The 16,354-nt window shown below is 38.9% G+C and carries 14 protein-coding genes, 2 pseudogenes and 1 riboswitch; of the genes and pseudogenes, 8 read left to right on the forward strand and 8 right to left on the reverse strand.

Annotation, left to right across the window (positions count from 1 at the left end):
- Positions 1–97 precede the first annotated feature (97 nt).
- Entirely contained in the window at positions 98–997 is a 900-nt protein-coding gene (locus DX522_RS00220) for a LysR family transcriptional regulator (protein WP_115179404.1), read from the forward strand.
- A gap of 29 nt (positions 998–1,026) precedes the next feature.
- Here DX522_RS00220 and rnm read toward each other — a convergent pair whose 3' ends face one another.
- The 3 genes and pseudogenes from rnm to pepN all read right to left on the reverse strand — a co-directional run bounded on the left by rnm (position 1,027) and on the right by pepN (position 5,552).
- Entirely contained in the window at positions 1,027–1,854 is an 828-nt protein-coding gene (rnm, locus tag DX522_RS00225) for an RNase RNM (RefSeq protein ID WP_115179405.1), read from the reverse strand.
- Positions 1,855–2,873: pseudogene (gene pyrD, locus DX522_RS00230) on the reverse strand (quinone-dependent dihydroorotate dehydrogenase). It abuts the gene before it with no gap.
- Positions 2,874–2,942: 69 nt separating this feature from the next.
- Positions 2,943–5,552, reverse strand: coding sequence for an aminopeptidase N (gene pepN, locus DX522_RS00235; protein ID WP_115179406.1), 2,610 nt, complete (start codon positions 5,550–5,552; stop codon positions 2,943–2,945).
- Between the two features lie 161 nt (positions 5,553–5,713).
- Here pepN and purE point away from each other — a divergent pair, with 161 nt between their 5' ends.
- The 3 genes from purE (at position 5,714) to DX522_RS00255 (ending at position 8,698) form a co-directional block, all read left to right on the forward strand.
- Entirely contained in the window at positions 5,714–6,208 is a 495-nt protein-coding gene (purE, locus tag DX522_RS00240) for a 5-(carboxyamino)imidazole ribonucleotide mutase (RefSeq protein ID WP_049368745.1), read from the forward strand.
- A 70-nt stretch (positions 6,209–6,278) separates the two neighbouring features.
- Complete coding sequence (gene purK, locus DX522_RS00245) at positions 6,279–7,367, forward strand: 5-(carboxyamino)imidazole ribonucleotide synthase (protein WP_115179407.1); 1,089 nt, start codon at positions 6,279–6,281, stop codon at positions 7,365–7,367.
- Between the two features lie 140 nt (positions 7,368–7,507).
- A complete protein-coding gene (locus tag DX522_RS00255; protein ID WP_115179409.1) occupies positions 7,508–8,698 on the forward strand; it encodes an amino acid aminotransferase in 1,191 nt (396 codons plus the stop codon).
- A 45-nt stretch (positions 8,699–8,743) separates the two neighbouring features.
- Here the strand turns inward: DX522_RS00255 and moaE are convergent, their stop codons facing one another.
- The 4 genes from moaE to moaA all read right to left on the reverse strand — a co-directional run bounded on the left by moaE (position 8,744) and on the right by moaA (position 11,028).
- Positions 8,744–9,196, reverse strand: a complete 453-nt coding sequence (gene moaE, locus DX522_RS00260; protein WP_115179410.1) for a molybdopterin synthase catalytic subunit MoaE — start codon at positions 9,194–9,196, stop codon at positions 8,744–8,746.
- Entirely contained in the window at positions 9,197–9,442 is a 246-nt protein-coding gene (moaD, locus tag DX522_RS00265) for a molybdopterin synthase sulfur carrier subunit (protein WP_005625813.1), read from the reverse strand. It abuts the gene before it with no gap.
- Position 9,443: 1 nt separating this feature from the next.
- Positions 9,444–9,926, reverse strand: a complete 483-nt coding sequence (moaC, locus tag DX522_RS00270) for a cyclic pyranopterin monophosphate synthase MoaC (protein WP_005642378.1) — start codon at positions 9,924–9,926, stop codon at positions 9,444–9,446.
- 88 nt (positions 9,927–10,014) lie between these two features.
- Complete coding sequence (moaA, locus tag DX522_RS00275) at positions 10,015–11,028, reverse strand: GTP 3',8-cyclase MoaA (protein WP_115180862.1); 1,014 nt, start codon at positions 11,026–11,028, stop codon at positions 10,015–10,017.
- Positions 11,017–11,158, reverse strand: a riboswitch (molybdenum cofactor riboswitch). Its footprint overlaps the gene before it by 12 nt.
- Before the next feature lie 157 nt (positions 11,159–11,315).
- On the opposite strand from moaA, the gene yvcK reads away from it, so the two are divergent.
- Complete coding sequence (gene yvcK, locus DX522_RS00280; RefSeq protein WP_115179411.1) at positions 11,316–12,260, forward strand: uridine diphosphate-N-acetylglucosamine-binding protein YvcK; 945 nt, start codon at positions 11,316–11,318, stop codon at positions 12,258–12,260.
- Positions 12,245–13,510, forward strand: a pseudogene (locus DX522_RS12010) (IS3 family transposase). The gene yvcK and the pseudogene DX522_RS12010 overlap by 16 nt, the downstream one beginning before the upstream one ends.
- A 34-nt stretch (positions 13,511–13,544) precedes the next feature.
- On the opposite strand, the gene thiI reads toward DX522_RS12010, so the two are convergent.
- On the reverse strand, positions 13,545–14,996 hold the full coding sequence (thiI, locus tag DX522_RS00305) for a tRNA uracil 4-sulfurtransferase ThiI (protein WP_115179414.1): 1,452 nt from the start codon (positions 14,994–14,996) through the stop codon (positions 13,545–13,547).
- Between the two features lie 167 nt (positions 14,997–15,163).
- On the opposite strand from thiI, the gene xseB reads away from it, so the two are divergent.
- Both xseB and ispA read left to right on the forward strand, forming a co-directional pair.
- A complete protein-coding gene (xseB, locus tag DX522_RS00310; RefSeq protein ID WP_005696153.1) occupies positions 15,164–15,406 on the forward strand; it encodes an exodeoxyribonuclease VII small subunit in 243 nt (80 codons plus the stop codon).
- A gap of 3 nt (positions 15,407–15,409) precedes the next feature.
- Positions 15,410–16,303, forward strand: a complete 894-nt coding sequence (gene ispA / locus DX522_RS00315; protein ID WP_115179415.1) for a (2E,6E)-farnesyl diphosphate synthase — start codon at positions 15,410–15,412, stop codon at positions 16,301–16,303.
- The last annotated feature ends 51 nt before the right edge of the window (positions 16,304–16,354 follow it).

A 16,354-nucleotide genomic window follows, 5' to 3' on the forward strand; every position in this document is an offset into this window, starting at 1 on the left:
TTGCTTACCTAAAATATAACTAGAATTCTTTAAAATTGGCGATATACTGCAAACTTACGCCGATAAAATCAAGCTTTTTTTCAAAAAGGATTTATAAATGGATAAACTCAATGCAATTTCGGTTTTCTGTAAAGTGATCGAAACGCAAAGTTTTACACAAGCCGCAAACCAACAGAATATTTCTGTGGCGATGGCGAGTAAATTAGTTTCACAATTAGAAGAACATTTAAAAACGCGATTATTACAACGTACAACGCGAAAAATTGTGCCAACTGAAGCCGGTATGCTTTATTACCAACGTTGCCAAGCCATTCTATTAGATTTAAGCGAGGCTGACTCTAGCATCAGTAATATGGCAACGAGCTTACAAGGTAATTTATTAATCTCTGTGCCACGTGATTTTGGCTTACTTTATATTTCACCGAACTTGCCTAAATTTATTGAGCTTCATCCTAATTTACACGTAGAAATTGAATTTGAAGACAAGCGTGTTGATCTCGTTGCGGAAGGCTATGACTTAGCATTACGTATCGGCTATATGCAAGATAGCTCACTTGTTGCGCGTAAAATTAGCAGCTCCCCTATGCATTTTGTTGCTTCGCCAAGTTATTTAGAGTCGCGAGGCACGCCGCTTACACCTGATGATTTAGAATATCACCAAGGTTTACTTTATAAATCATCGTTAAATCAAGTGCATTGGCAATCAACAAAAGCCAATCAAATTCAACGTTATAAAATTCAATCTAAAGTAGTTTCCAATAATGGGATGGCATTGTTAGAAATGACGAAAGCGGGCTTGGGCATCAGCAATTCACCTAGTTTCTTTGTAAAAGATGCACTTGCTTCAGGTGAATTAGTTGAAATTTTGTCTGAATATAAACAAAAACCTTTAGATATTTATGTGGTTTACCCAAATCGTCGTCATTTACCAGCTAAAGTTCGCGCATTTATTGAATTTCTAGCGAGTCTCGGTTTGAGTGAGAACAGTCAAATATAAAAAATAAGGGCGGATTTAACCGCCCTTTATTATTCAAATAATGTCCAAATCGGTTTTACCTCTTCAGGTAAAAATAAATTTTTTCCTAATTCAATCCATCCACAAGGAAAATGAAAATCCGAGCCTAAAGAGGCGGCTAAGTCATATTCATTGGCTAAACGCGCAAGATATTGACGCTGATCTTTGGTCTGTCCGCTATCTGCGACTTCCATACCATCTCCGCCCCATTGTTTAAAATCAACAATTAGTCGACGAATCCATTTCCCTGTCATGTTATAGCGCATAGGATGAGCAATGACGGCAACGCCACATGCCGCATGAATCGTATCAATCGCTGTTGGAATATCTATCCATTCAGCTTTGACAAAACACGATTTGCCACCGCCTAGATAACGCTTAAAGGCTTGCCCATCATTTGAAACCTTGCCGATTTGTACCAAATAACGCGCATAATGCGCACGAGTTACTTCCCCATTGGCTAACGCTTTTGCGCCTTCATAGGCATTGGGGACGCCTGCTTTTTCTAATTTATGGCCAATTTCGACCGCTCTTTTTTCTCTCAGTGATTTTTGTTCGGCTAAAAGTGCGGTCATTTTAGGATGTGTTTTATCAAAATTTAATCCAACAATATGGATGCCACGACCTTCCCAATTCGTTGAAATTTCCACGCCATTAATTAGCTCAATACCTAATTTATCTGCTTCAATTTTAGCTTCATCAATACCCATCACGGTGTCGTGATCACATAAAGCAAGCACATTGACGCCTTGCTCATGAGCTCGTTGCAGAAGCTCTGTAGGCGTTAAAACACCATCTGAAGCCGTACTATGGCAATGTAAATCATATTTTTTTGTCATTTATTTAATCGCTTTCACTAATTCTTTAACTAAGCTTGGGCCGTGATAAATCAAACCAGAATAAACTTGTAACAACTCTGCACCTGCTTCAATCTTCTCTTGTGCATTTTGTACACCATCAATACCACCACTACCAATAATCGGAATTTGTCCTTTCAGCTCTTGATGCAATCTTCGAATAATTTCTGTACTTTTTTGCTGTAACGGTTTTCCACTTAAGCCACCTTGTTGTTCCGCATTTTTCAAACCTGTGACGTTGTCGCGTGAAATGGTGGTATTAGCCGCAATTACTCCATCCATTTGATGACGAAGTAATGTATCTGCAATTTGAACGAGCTCGGACTCGGATAAATCAGGTGCTATTTTTACTGCAATCGGCACATATTTATTGTATTGCTCAGCTAATACTTTTTGACGCTGTTTTACACTTTGCAGTAAATCATCAAAGTAATCACCATACTGCAATTGGCGCAAATCCGGTGTATTCGGTGACGAAATATTTACCGTAATATAATCCGCATAGTTATAGGCTTTGTTTAGGCAAAATAGGTAATCATCTTTCCCCTTTTCAAGCGGCGTGATTTTATTTTTACCAATATTAATCCAATTACGCCATCAAATTTTGCCTTTTTAACATTCTCGACCACATAATCAATGCCATAATTATTGAATCCATTACGGTTAATAATCCCTTCCGCTTCAACTAAACGGAATTGACGAGGTTTCGCATTCCCCTCTTGCGCTAAAGGCGTAACCGTACCGACTTCAATAAAACCAAATCCCATCGCACCAAATCCATCAATCGCTTCGGCATTTTTATCTGCTCCCGCCGCTAACCCAATAGGATTTTTAAACGTAATGCCCATTACTTGCTTAGGCGTACCTTGTGGACAAGCCAAAAGTTGATTCAATAAAAATTGAAAAGGTGATTTACCCGCTAAATGCAATGATTTAATCACTAAATCATGGGCGGTTTCAGGATCAAGGGAAAAGATGGCTTTACGGATCAAAGAATACATACTCGTTTATCTCTCAGGATAGTTCACTGTAAATGGAAAGTGCGGTCAAAATTAACCGCACTTTTTATTTTATTGCAAGGCTTTTTCAATCTTCTCAAATAAATCTTTTGAGAGATCTTCAACTGCACTTAAACGTTCTAAGGCTCGTTTCATTAGTGTTTGACGTTGTGCATCAAAACGTGAGAAACGAATTAATGGCTCAATTAAACGCGCAGCTACTTGTGGATTGCTTTCATTTAAACGAATTAAGACATCCGTTAAGAAGCGATAGCCAGAACCACTAATATGATGGAAAGCTTTTAAGTTGTGATTTGCAAAGCTACCCACTAATGAACGTAAACGGTTTGGATTGTTGAAGTTAAAACTTGGGTGATCCATTAACACTTGTACAATTTCCAATACGTTTTCATCTGGGCGAGTTGCTTGTAAAGCAAACCATTTATCCATGACTAAACCATCATGTTGCCATTTTTGTTCAAAATCGGTCAACAAGGTATCACGACAAGGTAACGCAGCTTTGGTCGCCATATTTAATGCCGCTAAAGTATCCGTCATATTATTGGCATTATTGTAATGTTTTTGCACTACATTATTGCCTAAATTGGTGTAAGCCAAATAACTTAAACAAAGATTACGCATTGCTCGTAAAGCAATATCTTCTTGAGTCACTTGATAATTTTCAAGACGAATATGTGTATAAATACGTAGCAAATCTTCTTTCAAGTATTCTGCGATTTGTACCAACATAAATTCTCTTGCAGCAGAAATGCCATCTGGATCAATTGTTTTGAAGTTTTCAGCAAACTCAATGTCTTTTGGCAAGGTCAGGATTAATGTGGCTAATTCGATATCCTGTTCGTAATTTTCCAATACATGGGCAAGTGCGGTCAAAATATCAGGCGAAATGTCAAAAGCTTCACCTTGTTGGAAATGCGCCACATTACGACGTAATTCTTGAGTAAACAGCATTTGTGCCGCATCCCAACGAGCAAATTGGTTATCAGCGAATTTAAGTAAACCTAATAACTGCTCTGTGGTGTAATCATAATCGAGCTTCACCGGTGCAGAGAAATCACATAATAACGCAGGAGTTGGGCGACCATAAATACCATGGAATTCAAACACTTGGTCTTTTTCTGTTACATTTAACACATCGCTTAACAACTCACCGTTATGCTGTAACATTTGTTTCGTGCCTTTGGCATCATAAAGCGCAATTTTTAATGGAATATGTAAATTTACTTTTTCCATTTGATCCGCAGTTGGCGGCGTAGATTGCGAAACGGTTAAACGATAAGTATGGGTTTGTTCATCATAGGCATCGCTAATCAATAATTCTGGTGTACCTGATTGGCTATACCAACGACGGAATTGTGCTAAATCAACGTCATTTGCACGTTCCATTGCAGAAACAAAATCTTCACAGGTTGCCGCTTTACCATCGTTTTCAGCAATATAGAGTTGCATCCCTTTTTGGAAACCTTGTTCACCTAATAAGGTGTGCAACATACGAATCACCTCTGCCCCTTTTTCATATACAGTCACGGTATAGAAGTTATTCATTTCAATGACTTTTTCAGGGCGAATTGGGTGTGACATTGGGCTTGCATCTTCGGCAAATTGCACCGTACGTAAGAATTTCACGTTATTAATACGATTGACTGCTCGAGAACCGGTGTCTGATGAAAATTCTTGATCACGGAAAACCGTTAAACCTTCCTTCAAACTTAATTGGAACCAATCACGGCAAGTTACACGGTTTCCCGTCCAATTATGGAAATATTCATGTGCAATCACGCTCTCAATGGCGAGATAATCATCATCGGTTGCTGTTTGTGGGTTTGCCAACACAAATTTAGAGTTAAAAATATTCAACCCTTTATTTTCCATGGCGCCCATATTGAAGAAGTCCACAGCAACAATCATGTAAATATCTAAGTCATATTCTAAATTGAAACGGTCTTCATCCCATTTCATGGCTTTTTTCAGACTTTCCATTGCCCAAGAGGCACGATCAAGATTTCCACGGTCAACATAAAGCTCTAAGGCTACTTCACGACCACTTTTTGTCGTAAAGGTATCTTGTAATAAATCAAAATCGCCCGCCACTAAAGCGAATAAATAGCTTGGTTTCGGGAATGGGTCATTCCACTCAACCCAATGACGACCATCCTCCAATTCACCACTTGCAATACGGTTACCATTAGAAAGTAAGTAAGGATATTTAGTCTTATCTGCGGTAATTTTGGTTGTATAGCGCGCCAATACATCAGGGCGATCAAGCATATAAGTGATTTGACGGAAACCTTCTGCTTCACATTGTGTACAAATACCCTCACCAGATTGATAAAGCCCTTGTAAAGAGGTGTTTTGTGCAGGCTCTAGATTCGTCACAATTTCAAGTTCAAAATTGACCGCACTTTGATTACTTAAATCTAACGTTAAACTTTCATGGTCTTGATGATAATGTTTGAAATCTTCGCCATTGAATTTAATGGAAGCAAATTGGAAGCCATGACCATCTAATCGTAGATGGGTTGCTTCATCATTTAAACGTTGGAAGGTTGTCTTTGCTGTAACAACGGTATGGCTAGGATCCAATTGAAAATCAAGGAAAATATCCGTAACTGTAAAATCAGGTTGTTTGTAATCTTTTCTATATTTCGCTTTAGCTAACATAATCGGCTCTATTTCTAAGAAAAAAACTCGTATTAGGATAAGATTTTATGACAAAACTTGCAATGGAATTTTCAGTTTTTACCACATAGCAAACGTTTGCTTAAAAGTAGGTAAATATGCTATTCTACGCATCGTTTTTTATCAGATAAATTTTTAAAAATATGTCAAATACCGCACAAATTGCTATTGTGATGGGCTCAAAAAGCGATTGGGCAACCATGCAAGAAGCCACTCAAATTTTAGATGAACTCAATGTGGCATATCATGTTGAAGTCGTTTCCGCACATCGTACCCCCGACAAGCTGTTTGAATTTGCCGAAAATGCACAAAAAAATGGTTACAAAGTAATTATTGCAGGTGCTGGTGGCGCTGCTCATTTACCCGGTATGATTGCGGCTAAAACGCTTGTGCCCGTATTAGGCGTCCCTGTTAAAAGCTCTATGTTAAGCGGTGTTGATAGTCTCTATTCTATCGTGCAAATGCCGAAAGGCATTCCTGTCGGTACGTTAGCGATTGGCCCTGCTGGTGCTGCTAATGCAGGATTACTCGCCGCACAAATTCTTGCAGGTTGGGATAATGCGTTATTCGCTCGCCTACAAGTATTCCGCGAAAATCAAACTAATATGGTATTGGATAATCCTGATCCACGTACATAAAACACTTTTAAATTTGACCGCACTTTTTAAAGTGCGGTTGTTTTTTTAGCTAGATTTGATGAGAAATTTTATGCAAAACTCTACCCTATATCCTACTGTTTATGTGCTTGGTAATGGTCAACTCGGCAGAATGTTACGTTATGCAGGCGCCCCCTTAGATATTCACGTTCAACCGCTTGAGTTCAATGCGCCCGTATTTGATTTACCTAAAGATGCCATCATCACCGCAGAAATTGAACGTTGGGAAAAAACACCTTTAACCGAATTATTAGGTCATCATAAGAATTTCGTTAATCAGAATGTTTTTGGCTTATTGGCTGATCGCTTTACTCAAAAATCTTTACTGGATGAACTCAATCTCTCTACCTCGCCATGGTGTTTATTAGAAGATAAAACGCAATGGTCTGAAGTATTTAAAAATGTGGGCGAAAAAGTTGTGGTAAAACGTCGCACCGGTGGTTATGACGGTCGCGGCCAATGGATTATCACTGAAAATAATCAACGTGATATTACGGACGATTTATTCGGTGAAGTCATCGCGGAAAAATTTATTCCTTTTGATTATGAAGTGTCTATTGTAGGCGCAAGATTTAAAAATGGTGAAAAACGTTTCTATCCTGTGACGCATAATCTGCAGCAAAATGGCATTTTACGTTACAGTGTGACAGATGTTTCATTCCCTCAACAACAAAGCCAACAAATTCAGGCTGAATCTATGCTCGGAAAAATTATGGATAAGCTTGAATATGTGGGTGTAATGGCAATGGAATGTTTTGTGGCGGGGGATAAATTATTAATTAATGAACTCGCTCCTCGAGTACATAACAGTGGCCATTGGACACAATTAGGCTGTGCGATTAGTCAATTTGAATTGCATCTACGAGCTTTACTAGATTTACCCACTCCATCATTACAACCCATTGCACCGAGTGTCATGGTCAATTTAATTGGTACAGAACATAATCCACAATGGTTGAACACGCCTTTCGCCCAATTACATTGGTATGGTAAGGAAGTTCGTCCAGGTAGAAAATTAGGTCATATCAATATTATGCATCCTGATAAAACGATCATTATTCAACAGCTTGAAAAACTTCGTCACGAACTCCCTGAAGACTATCAATCTGGTTTAAATTGGGCTATTGAGAAATTAAAATAATCGAAAAAAACAACCGCACTTTTTTGATGAATATCTAAAAACATCAAAGTGCGGTTGATTTTTATCAGGTTCTTCTTGATAAAATCTATCGGCTGAAGTATAAAATTGCTTATCTCACAACACATACATAAGGAAAAGCTATGTTTGAACATATCAAAGCGGCTCCGGCCGATCCTATCTTAGGCTTAGGCGAAGCATTCAAATCTGAAACCCGTGAAAATAAAATCAATTTAGGTATTGGCGTTTATAAAGATGCACAAGGTACAACACCGATTATGCGTGCAGTGAAAGAAGCAGAGAAACGCTTATTTGATAACGAAAAAACGAAAAACTATCTGACTATCGATGGTATTGCCGATTACAACGAACGCACAAAAGAGCTTCTTTTCGGTAAAGATTCAGAAGTCATTAAAGCAAACCGCGCAAGAACTGCGCAAAGCTTAGGTGGCACAGGTGCATTACGCATTGCGGCAGAATTCATTAAACGCCAAACCAAAGCTCAAAATGTGTGGATTAGTACGCCAACATGGCCAAACCACAATGCCATTTTCAATGCGGTGGGCATGACGATTCGTGAATATCGTTATTATGATGCTGAACGCAAAGCCCTTGACTGGGAACATTTACTTGAAGATTTAAGCCAAGCAAGCGAAGGCGATGTCGTGCTTTTACACGGTTGCTGCCACAACCCAACTGGTATTGACCCAACTCCTGAACAATGGCAAGAATTAGCTGCGCTTTCAGCAAAAAATGGCTGGCTACCACTCTTTGACTTTGCTTATCAAGGTTTAGCAAATGGCTTAGACCAAGATGCTTACGGTTTACGTGCATTTGCGGCAAATCATAAAGAATTATTAGTCGCGAGTTCATTCTCTAAAAACTTTGGTTTATACAATGAGCGTGTAGGTGCCTTTACCCTTGTGGCTGAAAATGCAGAAATTGCTTCAACTGCATTAACACAAGTGAAGTCAATTATTCGTACACTCTACTCTAACCCAGCATCTCACGGTGGAGCGACCGTAGCGACCGTATTAAATGATGCACAACTTCGTCAAGAATGGGAAAATGAATTAACTGAAATGCGTGAACGCATCAAAAAAATGCGTCATTTATTCGTTCAGTTATTAAAAGAATATGGTGCAAAACAAGATTTCAGCTTTATTATGGAACAAAATGGTATGTTCTCTTTCAGTGGCTTATCACCTGAACAAGTGGATCGTTTAAAAGAAGAATTTGCCATTTACGCTGTTCGTTCTGGTCGTATCAATGTGGCAGGTATCACTGAAGACAATATTCGTTATTTGTGTGAAAGTATTGTGAAAGTGCTGTAATTCATAAAAAGCAAAAGTGCGGTTAAGTTTAACCGCACTTTGTCATTACCACTTCTCTAACGCTTCTTTATCGCTTTCTCTTGCTTCAATCCAACGTTCACCTTGATTGGTTTGTTCTTTTTTCCAGAACGGCGCTTTGGATTTTAAGAAGTCCATAATAAATTCATTAGCATGGTAGGCATCACCTCGGTGAGCAGAACTGATGCCGACTAAAACAATTTCATCACCAGTCTGTAAAAGTCCAACACGATGAATCACAGACACTCGCTGAATATCCCAACGGGCTTTTGCTTGTTCTACAATTTCACGTAAGGCTTTTTCTGTCATTGCGGGATAATGTTCTAAGTATAAGCTGGATACCTCATCACCTAAATTAAGATCGCGTACTTTACCCACGAAAATAACCGTTGCGCCAACTGAATGTTGTTCAGAAAGCCAGTGGTAAACGGCATTTTGATCGAAAGGTTGTTCTTGTACTGAAATTTGAATATCCGTCATTTATCCCCCTGTTACAGGTGGGAAAAACGCAATTTCATCACCATTTTTGACCGCACTTTCTAATGGCATCAAGGTTTGATTAATGGCGACTAAAAGCTTCCCTTTTTCTAACGCTAACGCCCATCTATCACCTTTTTGAGCAAGATGTTCACGCACCGCTTCCGCTGTTGCAAAATCGCCTTCAAGCTGAATAGAATCTTCCCCGATTAATTCTCGAGTTTGAGCAAAAAATAAAACATTTAACATCTTATTTTTCCTCTGCAATAAAATGACCGGATTTTCCACCGCTCTTTTCTAAGAGGCGAACGTGCTCAATTACAATGTCTTTTTGTACGGCTTTACACATATCGTAAATGGTTAAGGCTGCTACGCTTGCTGCCGTTAATGCTTCCATTTCTACGCCGGTTTTTCCGGTTAATTTACAAAGAGATTGAATACGAACTTGATTGGTTTCAAGTAACGGTTCTAAATTTACTTCTACTTTAGAAAGTAATAAGGGATGGCAAAGTGGGATAAGTTCCCAAGTACGTTTTGCCGCTTGAATACCCGCAATACGTGCTGTAGCAAATACATCGCCTTTATGATGTTTGCCTTCCACGATCATAGAAAGGGTTTCTTTTGACATGGTCACAATGGCTTCAGCACGAGCTTCACGAACAGTCTCTGCTTTTGCAGAAACATCCACCATATTGGCTTCGCCTTGAGAATTGATATGCGTAAATGTAGTCATAATAAAATAAAGTGCGGTTAAAATATTGAATGTTTTACATGTGTGATGAAAGCAAAATAAGTGAACAGTAAAAGTCACCTATTTTCTTTTAGCCACCGATAGAGGCTAAATGATTTCTTACGCCACTATCGCCAACATGCAAGTAATGATGCTCACGTTTGCCTTGAAGTGCAGCAAAAATACGTGCTTGCAAAATATCTTGCTGTTCATGGGATTGTAATAAATCACGTAATTCAATGCCTTCTTCACCGAATAAACAAAGATGAAGTTTGCCCTTTGCTGATACTCTAAGACGATTACAGCTTGCGCAGAAATTCTTTTCATAAGGCATGATTAAACCAATTTCGCCTGCATAATCAGGATGTGTGAAGACTTTTGCAGGGCCATCTGTATGGGATTTATGCTGTAATGTCCAACCATTTTTTAGCAATTTATCCGCTAATACTTGTCCTGAAAGATGGAATTTATCAAAGAAACTATCCATTTCGCCCGTTTGCATGAGTTCGATAAAGCGCATTTGAATTGGGCGATCTTTCACCCATACAAGGAATTGCTCAAACTCTTTGTCATTCAAATTTTTCATCAAAACTGAATTGACTTTGACTTTGTTGTAGCCTACTTCAAATGCACGATCGATACCACGCATCACGTCATCAAATTTATTGATACCCGTAATTTGGTGGAACATTTTTGGATCTAAGCTATCAACACTGACGTTAATGGACGTAATCCCTGCTTTTCTCCAATCAGCCACATCTTTTGCCATGCGATAGCCATTTGTCGTGACAGCTAATTGACGAATGCCATCAATATTAGCAATGCTTTCAGCAATAGAAATAAAATCTTTGCGTAAAGTCGGTTCGCCACCCGTTAAACGGATTTTTTCAGTGCCCATTTCAGCAAACGCTTGAGCAAGATGGGTAATTTCTTTTAAGGTTAAGAAACTTGGTTTGTTAGCTTCGGGTTGATAACCATCAGGTAAACAATAGGTACAACGAAAATTACACTGATCGGTAATCGACAGTCGTAGATAGTAATATTGGCGTTGGAAAGGATCGACTAAGCGAGACTCTCCTACGTTCTTGATAGGAATGGATTGCATTTTACACCTTTCTAAATATGGAGAGGATAAACCGTTTCCAGCGTATCCCTGAATAACATACCGCGTTATTGGCTTGCCACCGTATTTCTTGTGAAACTTAGGCTAAACAAGCTCGGAGTTATGCGTTAAAAATAAATTGTGCTGGTATTGTAATAAAAGCAAGCGGTTAATAGCAATAATTTGGTAGAATAACCCGACTATATTGATAAAAATAACAGAATTAACCTATATAAAAAAATATATAACATTATTTTTTATAATAATTTATAGGTAAAAAAGGAAGAAAAATGTCTGATTTATCTCGTCACAGCCGTCATGAACATTTAGACGAAATCAAACATATTGTTGCCATTGGTGGTGGTCATGGATTAGGACGTGTATTATCGGCGCTTAGTTTTATGAAAGAGCGTTTAACCGGTATTGTCACCACCACAGATAACGGCGGTTCAACGGGTCGCATTCGCCAAGAACAAGGTGGTATCGCATGGGGCGATCTGCGTAATTGCTTAAACCAAATCATCATTGAGCCAAGCACAGCCTCCGCATTATTTGAATACCGCTTTACTGGCGAAGGTGAACTTTCTGGGCATAATTTAGGTAATTTAATGCTCAAAGCCTTAGAAGATATGCATATTCGCCCTATTGAAGCCATTAACTTAATTCGTGAATTACTCAAAGTAAAATCTCATATTATTCCCATGTCAGAAGAACCTGTTCATCTTGCCGCGAGTTTAGGTTCAGGCTCCAGCATTGTAGGTGAAGTGAGCATTGATAATTTAACAGAATTACCCCGATCACTTTTCTTAGTGCCTATGGTTAAAGCCGCACAAGAAGCCATCCAAGCATTGGAGCAAGCAGAAGTCATTTTACTTGGTCCAGGGAGTTTCATGACGAGCATTATGCCACCATTATTATTACCTGAATTAGCGACTGCCCTGCGTAATAGCAAAGCGAAAGTAATTTTTATTGATAATTTAGGGGTAGAAATTGGCGCTGCCTCTCAGCTTTCACTGGCTGATCGTATTCAGAAAATTAATGAAATCGTCGGCAAATCCGTTATTGATGGTACTATAACCCCTTATCGTGAACAAAGTGCGGTCGATTTGTCTGCGATTTCTCCCGTTAAAATCTTGGCTAAACGCTTGAATGCAGATGATATCAGCTATCGTCATGACCGAACGTTACTTGCCAAAGCTATCGATGAATTAGTGGGTGAATTAGATTACGAATAAAAAACCGCACGTTAAAGTGCGGTCATTTTGATCTGCACCCCAAAAGTTGGACTCAACAAACCAACAATTGAGGTGCAGATTTTTTTATGGGTAAACACTACACAATCGAATTTAAATTACAGGCTCTCCAACCTATTTTGAATGGAAAAATGAGTATTAGAGAAGCTGCGCGTTTTTACAATATTCCTTCCAACGCCTTAGTCGGGACATGGTTGAAACGGTTTGAAAAAAGTGGCATAAAAGGACTTATTCCCCGTAAACCATCAGGACGACCGCCGATGAAACCCAAATATGCAAAAATGCCACCGCCACCCAAAACTGAAGAAGACCGTTTACGCCTGAGAATTTTACAACTTGAAGCGGAGGTGGCCTACCTAAAGGAGTTGAGAAGGCTCAGACTTCAGGACGAAGCCGAGCAACGGAAATTATCCAAAGGTTAAGAACACGCTATCCGTTAAAATGGCTTTTAGGTTTTGCACAGTTAGCGCGTAGTACGTTTTTTGCTAAACTTCAGATTAAACCGGATAAGGATGAGCAGCTGAAAAAGGCCATTAAACGCATCAAAGCCAATCATCCTGATTATGGCTACCGACGAGTTCATGCCAGCTTGCCAGGCGTGAATCATAAAAAAGTTCAACGTTTAATGCAGACACTTGGGCTTCAAGTGCAGTCAAGAAAAAGCAAGAAATTGACGACCTATCGAGGCACGATAGGGGGATTGCACCGAATCATCTTGAACGCGATTTTAGTGCAACGGCCCCGAAACAAAAATGGGTGACCGATATCACAGAGTTTAAGACGAAAGATGGGAGTAAAGTCTATTTATCCCCAATTTTAGACTTATTTAACAATGAGATAGTCTCCTATAATCTCAGCTATTCCCCAAACTGGGCGCAAGTAGAGGACATGTTAATGCAAGCTGTCAAAGGATTAAATAAAGCTTGTGGTGTCATTTTGCATTCAGACCAGGGATGGCAATATCAAATGGTAGCTTATCGTCGAATCTTGGCTGAACATGGCATCATTCAAAGTATGTCGAGAAAAGGGAATTGCTTAGATAACGCCGCAATGGAAAGTTTCTTTGGGCGATTAAAAACGGAATGTTTTTATGGTCGGGAATTTAAAACAAAAGAAGAGAGGAGATAGTTGATGCTGTCAGAGATTATTTGGATTACTATAATCATCGACGGATTCAACTAAAATTAAAAGGACTGAGTCCGATACAATATCGAAAACAATCCTTTAAATAACAGTCTAACTTTTTGGGGTCAGATCATTTTTTGCTTATTTTTTCCCGAAAACTCTCACATTCGTGAAACCATTTTCTTTTAAATAAAGCGCTTGCAGTTTACTCATCACGCCTCGTTCACAGTAAAGCACATAGTTTTTACTTTGATCTAATGAGCCGAATTGTGAAGATAATTTATAAAACGGTAATTGCATCACTTGATGCTCGTCTGATTCAAATGGATTTTCATCTGTCTCTTCAGGGCTACGAATATCTAAAATAATATCGTTTTCACCAAGCACTGAAATGGTATCTACTTCTACCACTTCTTTCTCCGCTTCTTCTGCAATTTGGCGAATATCTAAATATTGTGCATTTTCAACCGCACTTTCCAATACGCCAAAATCAAAGTGATTTTCTTCTTCAAGAATTTTTTCACGTACCGCTTTGATTGTTGGATTTTTAGAAATCACCCCACAGAACTCCGGCATTGATTTAGCAATATCATCTGTGCCGATCTCTTTCGCCATTGCGATAATTTGTTCTTTATCATGGGTAATAAGTGGACGTAATACTAATGCATCGGATGCTTCATCAATTAAGCGTAAATTGGTTAAAGTTTGGCTTGAAACTTGTCCGAGTGCTTCGCCGGTAACAATGGCTTGAATATCAAAACGTTGTGCAACTTTACTTGCAGCACGCACCATCATTCGTTTTAACACAACGCCCATTTGGCCGTTATCGACTTTCTCTAAAATCTCGCCCACTACGCCTTCAAAAGGAATGGCAATAAAACGGACTTTATGGGATGAGCTATAACGATTCCAAATATGGTAAGCCATTTGTTTCACGCCAATTTCATGGGCAGCACCACCCAAATTGAAGAAACAGTAATGCACACGTGAACCACGGCGAATAAGCATATAACTGGATACGCCTGAATCAAAGCCACCTGAAATCAATGAAAGCACATCTTCTTGTGTCCCAATTGGATAACCACCAAGACCAACATGACGAGCTCTCACCAGCATCATTTTGTCATCTTCAATATCAATACGAACGGTTACATCAGGATTTTTTAAGCGTACTTTTGCGCTTTCAATATGCTGATTTAAACCACCACCAATATAACGTTCTGCTTCAATGGAACTAAAATCATGTTTCCCTTTGCGTTTTACACGTACACAAAAAGTTTTGTTTTCAAGTTGATCGGCAACATCCGCTAACGTCAATTCAAAGATATGATGTAAATCAGTAAACGGTTTTTCTTCCACTTCTAAAAAATGATGAATACCTGGAATGCGTTGTAAAAGCGCAATCAACTCTTCACGATTGGCTTCATTTTTTGAGCGCACTTCAATGTAATCCCAATGACGAACAACCGCTATTTCTTCATCATATTTCTGTAAAATATTGCGGATATTAGATGTCAAAATTTTTGCGAAACGCTTACGCACGGTTTCGCTTTTAATCATAATTTCAGGAAAAAGTTTAACGATAAATTTCATAATAATCTGTGAATAATAAAAAATGGCCGTATTGTACGCTAAATTCCAGATCCCACAAAGTTCAAATTCTCACGAAAAACTGACCGCACTTTGAAATAAGTTTTTAACATCCCTATAAAAATCAAGTACAATACGGAGCAATTTATTCATCTGAAAAGGATAATTTAATGGCGCGTAAACCAGCAAATGCTGAACCTGATTTTGAAACAACACTTGCACAATTAGAAACGATTGTGACAAAACTTGAAAGCGGTGAATTGCCATTGGAAGATGCGCTGAAAGAATTTGAGAACGGCATTAAATTGGCTCAACTTGGTCAAGAGCGCTTGCAACAAGCAGAACAACGTATTCAAATTTTGTTACAAAAAAGCGAAACCGCCCCATTAAGTGATTATCAAGGGGACGAGTAATTCATGAGTTATCAATTCGGCACTGAACTCAAACAAGTTCAAGATCGCATTAATCAGTTTTTAGCTAATCAATTTGAAGAAATTGACTCTTATAATGCCCCTTTGCGTGATGCCATGAAATATGGCTTATTGCTAGGCGGTAAACGCGTTCGTCCTTTTCTTGTCTATGCAACGGGTAAAATGCTAGGGGCAGAAATGCCAGCTCTAGATTACGCCTCCGCAGCCATTGAATCTATCCATGCTTATTCTTTAATCCATGATGATTTGCCTGCCATGGACAACGATGAACTTCGTCGTGGTCAACCAACTTGTCATATTGCTTTTGATGAAGCGACTGCCATTTTAGCTGGCGATGCGTTACAAACTTTTGCCTTTGAAATTCTTACGCAAGCCCCTTCTCTTTCTGCAGAACAAAAATTGCAATTAGTGAAAGTATTGGCTCAAGCATCTGGCGTACAAGGTATGTGTTTAGGGCAAAGTTTAGATTTAATTTCAGAGCATAAACAAGTTAATTTAACCGAATTAGAGCTTATTCATCGCAACAAAACTGGTGCATTGCTAACGGCCGCATTAAAAATGGGTTTTATCTGTTCGCCTCACTTTGAAAACAAAGAATTAGCGCAACAACTAGAACGTTATTCACAAGCCATTGGTCTGGCTTTCCAAGTACAAGATGACATTTTAGATATTGAAGGTGACAGTGCGGAAATCGGTAAACCGGTGGGATCTGATTTAGATTTAGATAAAAGCACTTATCCAAAGCTATTAGGGTTAGAGGGCGCAAAACAAAAAGCGCAAGAACTCTATCAAACCGCCTTACATGAATTAGACAATTTACCTTTTGATACTACCGCATTACGCGCATTAGCTAAATTTATTGTCAACCGTAAAAGTTAATAGTGACAGCACTGACTTTGATTTTTCAAAGTGCGGTCACTTTTTTTCACA

Origin of the sequence: Haemophilus parainfluenzae (assembly GCF_900450995.1) — a bacterium.
Lineage (GTDB): Bacteria > Pseudomonadota > Gammaproteobacteria > Enterobacterales > Pasteurellaceae > Haemophilus_D > Haemophilus_D parainfluenzae_O.

Excerpts from the sequence above, each read along its gene's own strand:
- moaE (WP_115179410.1), bottom strand. The coding sequence starts at position 9,196 with ATGACGGATATTCAAATTTCAGTACAAGAACAACCTTTCGATCAAAAT.
- ispA (WP_115179415.1), top strand. The coding sequence starts at position 15,410 with ATGAGTTATCAATTCGGCACTGAACTCAAACAAGTTCAAGATCGCATT.
- moaD (WP_005625813.1), bottom strand. The coding sequence starts at position 9,442 with ATGTTAAATGTTTTATTTTTTGCTCAAACTCGAGAATTAATCGGGGAA.
- pepN (WP_115179406.1), bottom strand. The coding sequence starts at position 5,552 with ATGTTAGCTAAAGCGAAATATAGAAAAGATTACAAACAACCTGATTTT.
- thiI (WP_115179414.1), bottom strand. The coding sequence starts at position 14,996 with ATGAAATTTATCGTTAAACTTTTTCCTGAAATTATGATTAAAAGCGAA.
- purE (WP_049368745.1), top strand. The coding sequence starts at position 5,714 with ATGTCAAATACCGCACAAATTGCTATTGTGATGGGCTCAAAAAGCGAT.
- yvcK (WP_115179411.1), top strand. The coding sequence starts at position 11,316 with ATGTCTGATTTATCTCGTCACAGCCGTCATGAACATTTAGACGAAATC.
- moaC (WP_005642378.1), bottom strand. The coding sequence starts at position 9,926 with ATGACTACATTTACGCATATCAATTCTCAAGGCGAAGCCAATATGGTG.
- xseB (WP_005696153.1), top strand. The coding sequence starts at position 15,164 with ATGGCGCGTAAACCAGCAAATGCTGAACCTGATTTTGAAACAACACTT.
- moaA (WP_115180862.1), bottom strand. The coding sequence starts at position 11,028 with ATGCAATCCATTCCTATCAAGAACGTAGGAGAGTCTCGCTTAGTCGAT.
- rnm (WP_115179405.1), bottom strand. The coding sequence starts at position 1,854 with ATGACAAAAAAATATGATTTACATTGCCATAGTACGGCTTCAGATGGT.
- DX522_RS00255 (WP_115179409.1), top strand. The coding sequence starts at position 7,508 with ATGTTTGAACATATCAAAGCGGCTCCGGCCGATCCTATCTTAGGCTTA.
- purK (WP_115179407.1), top strand. The coding sequence starts at position 6,279 with ATGCAAAACTCTACCCTATATCCTACTGTTTATGTGCTTGGTAATGGT.
- DX522_RS00220 (WP_115179404.1), top strand. The coding sequence starts at position 98 with ATGGATAAACTCAATGCAATTTCGGTTTTCTGTAAAGTGATCGAAACG.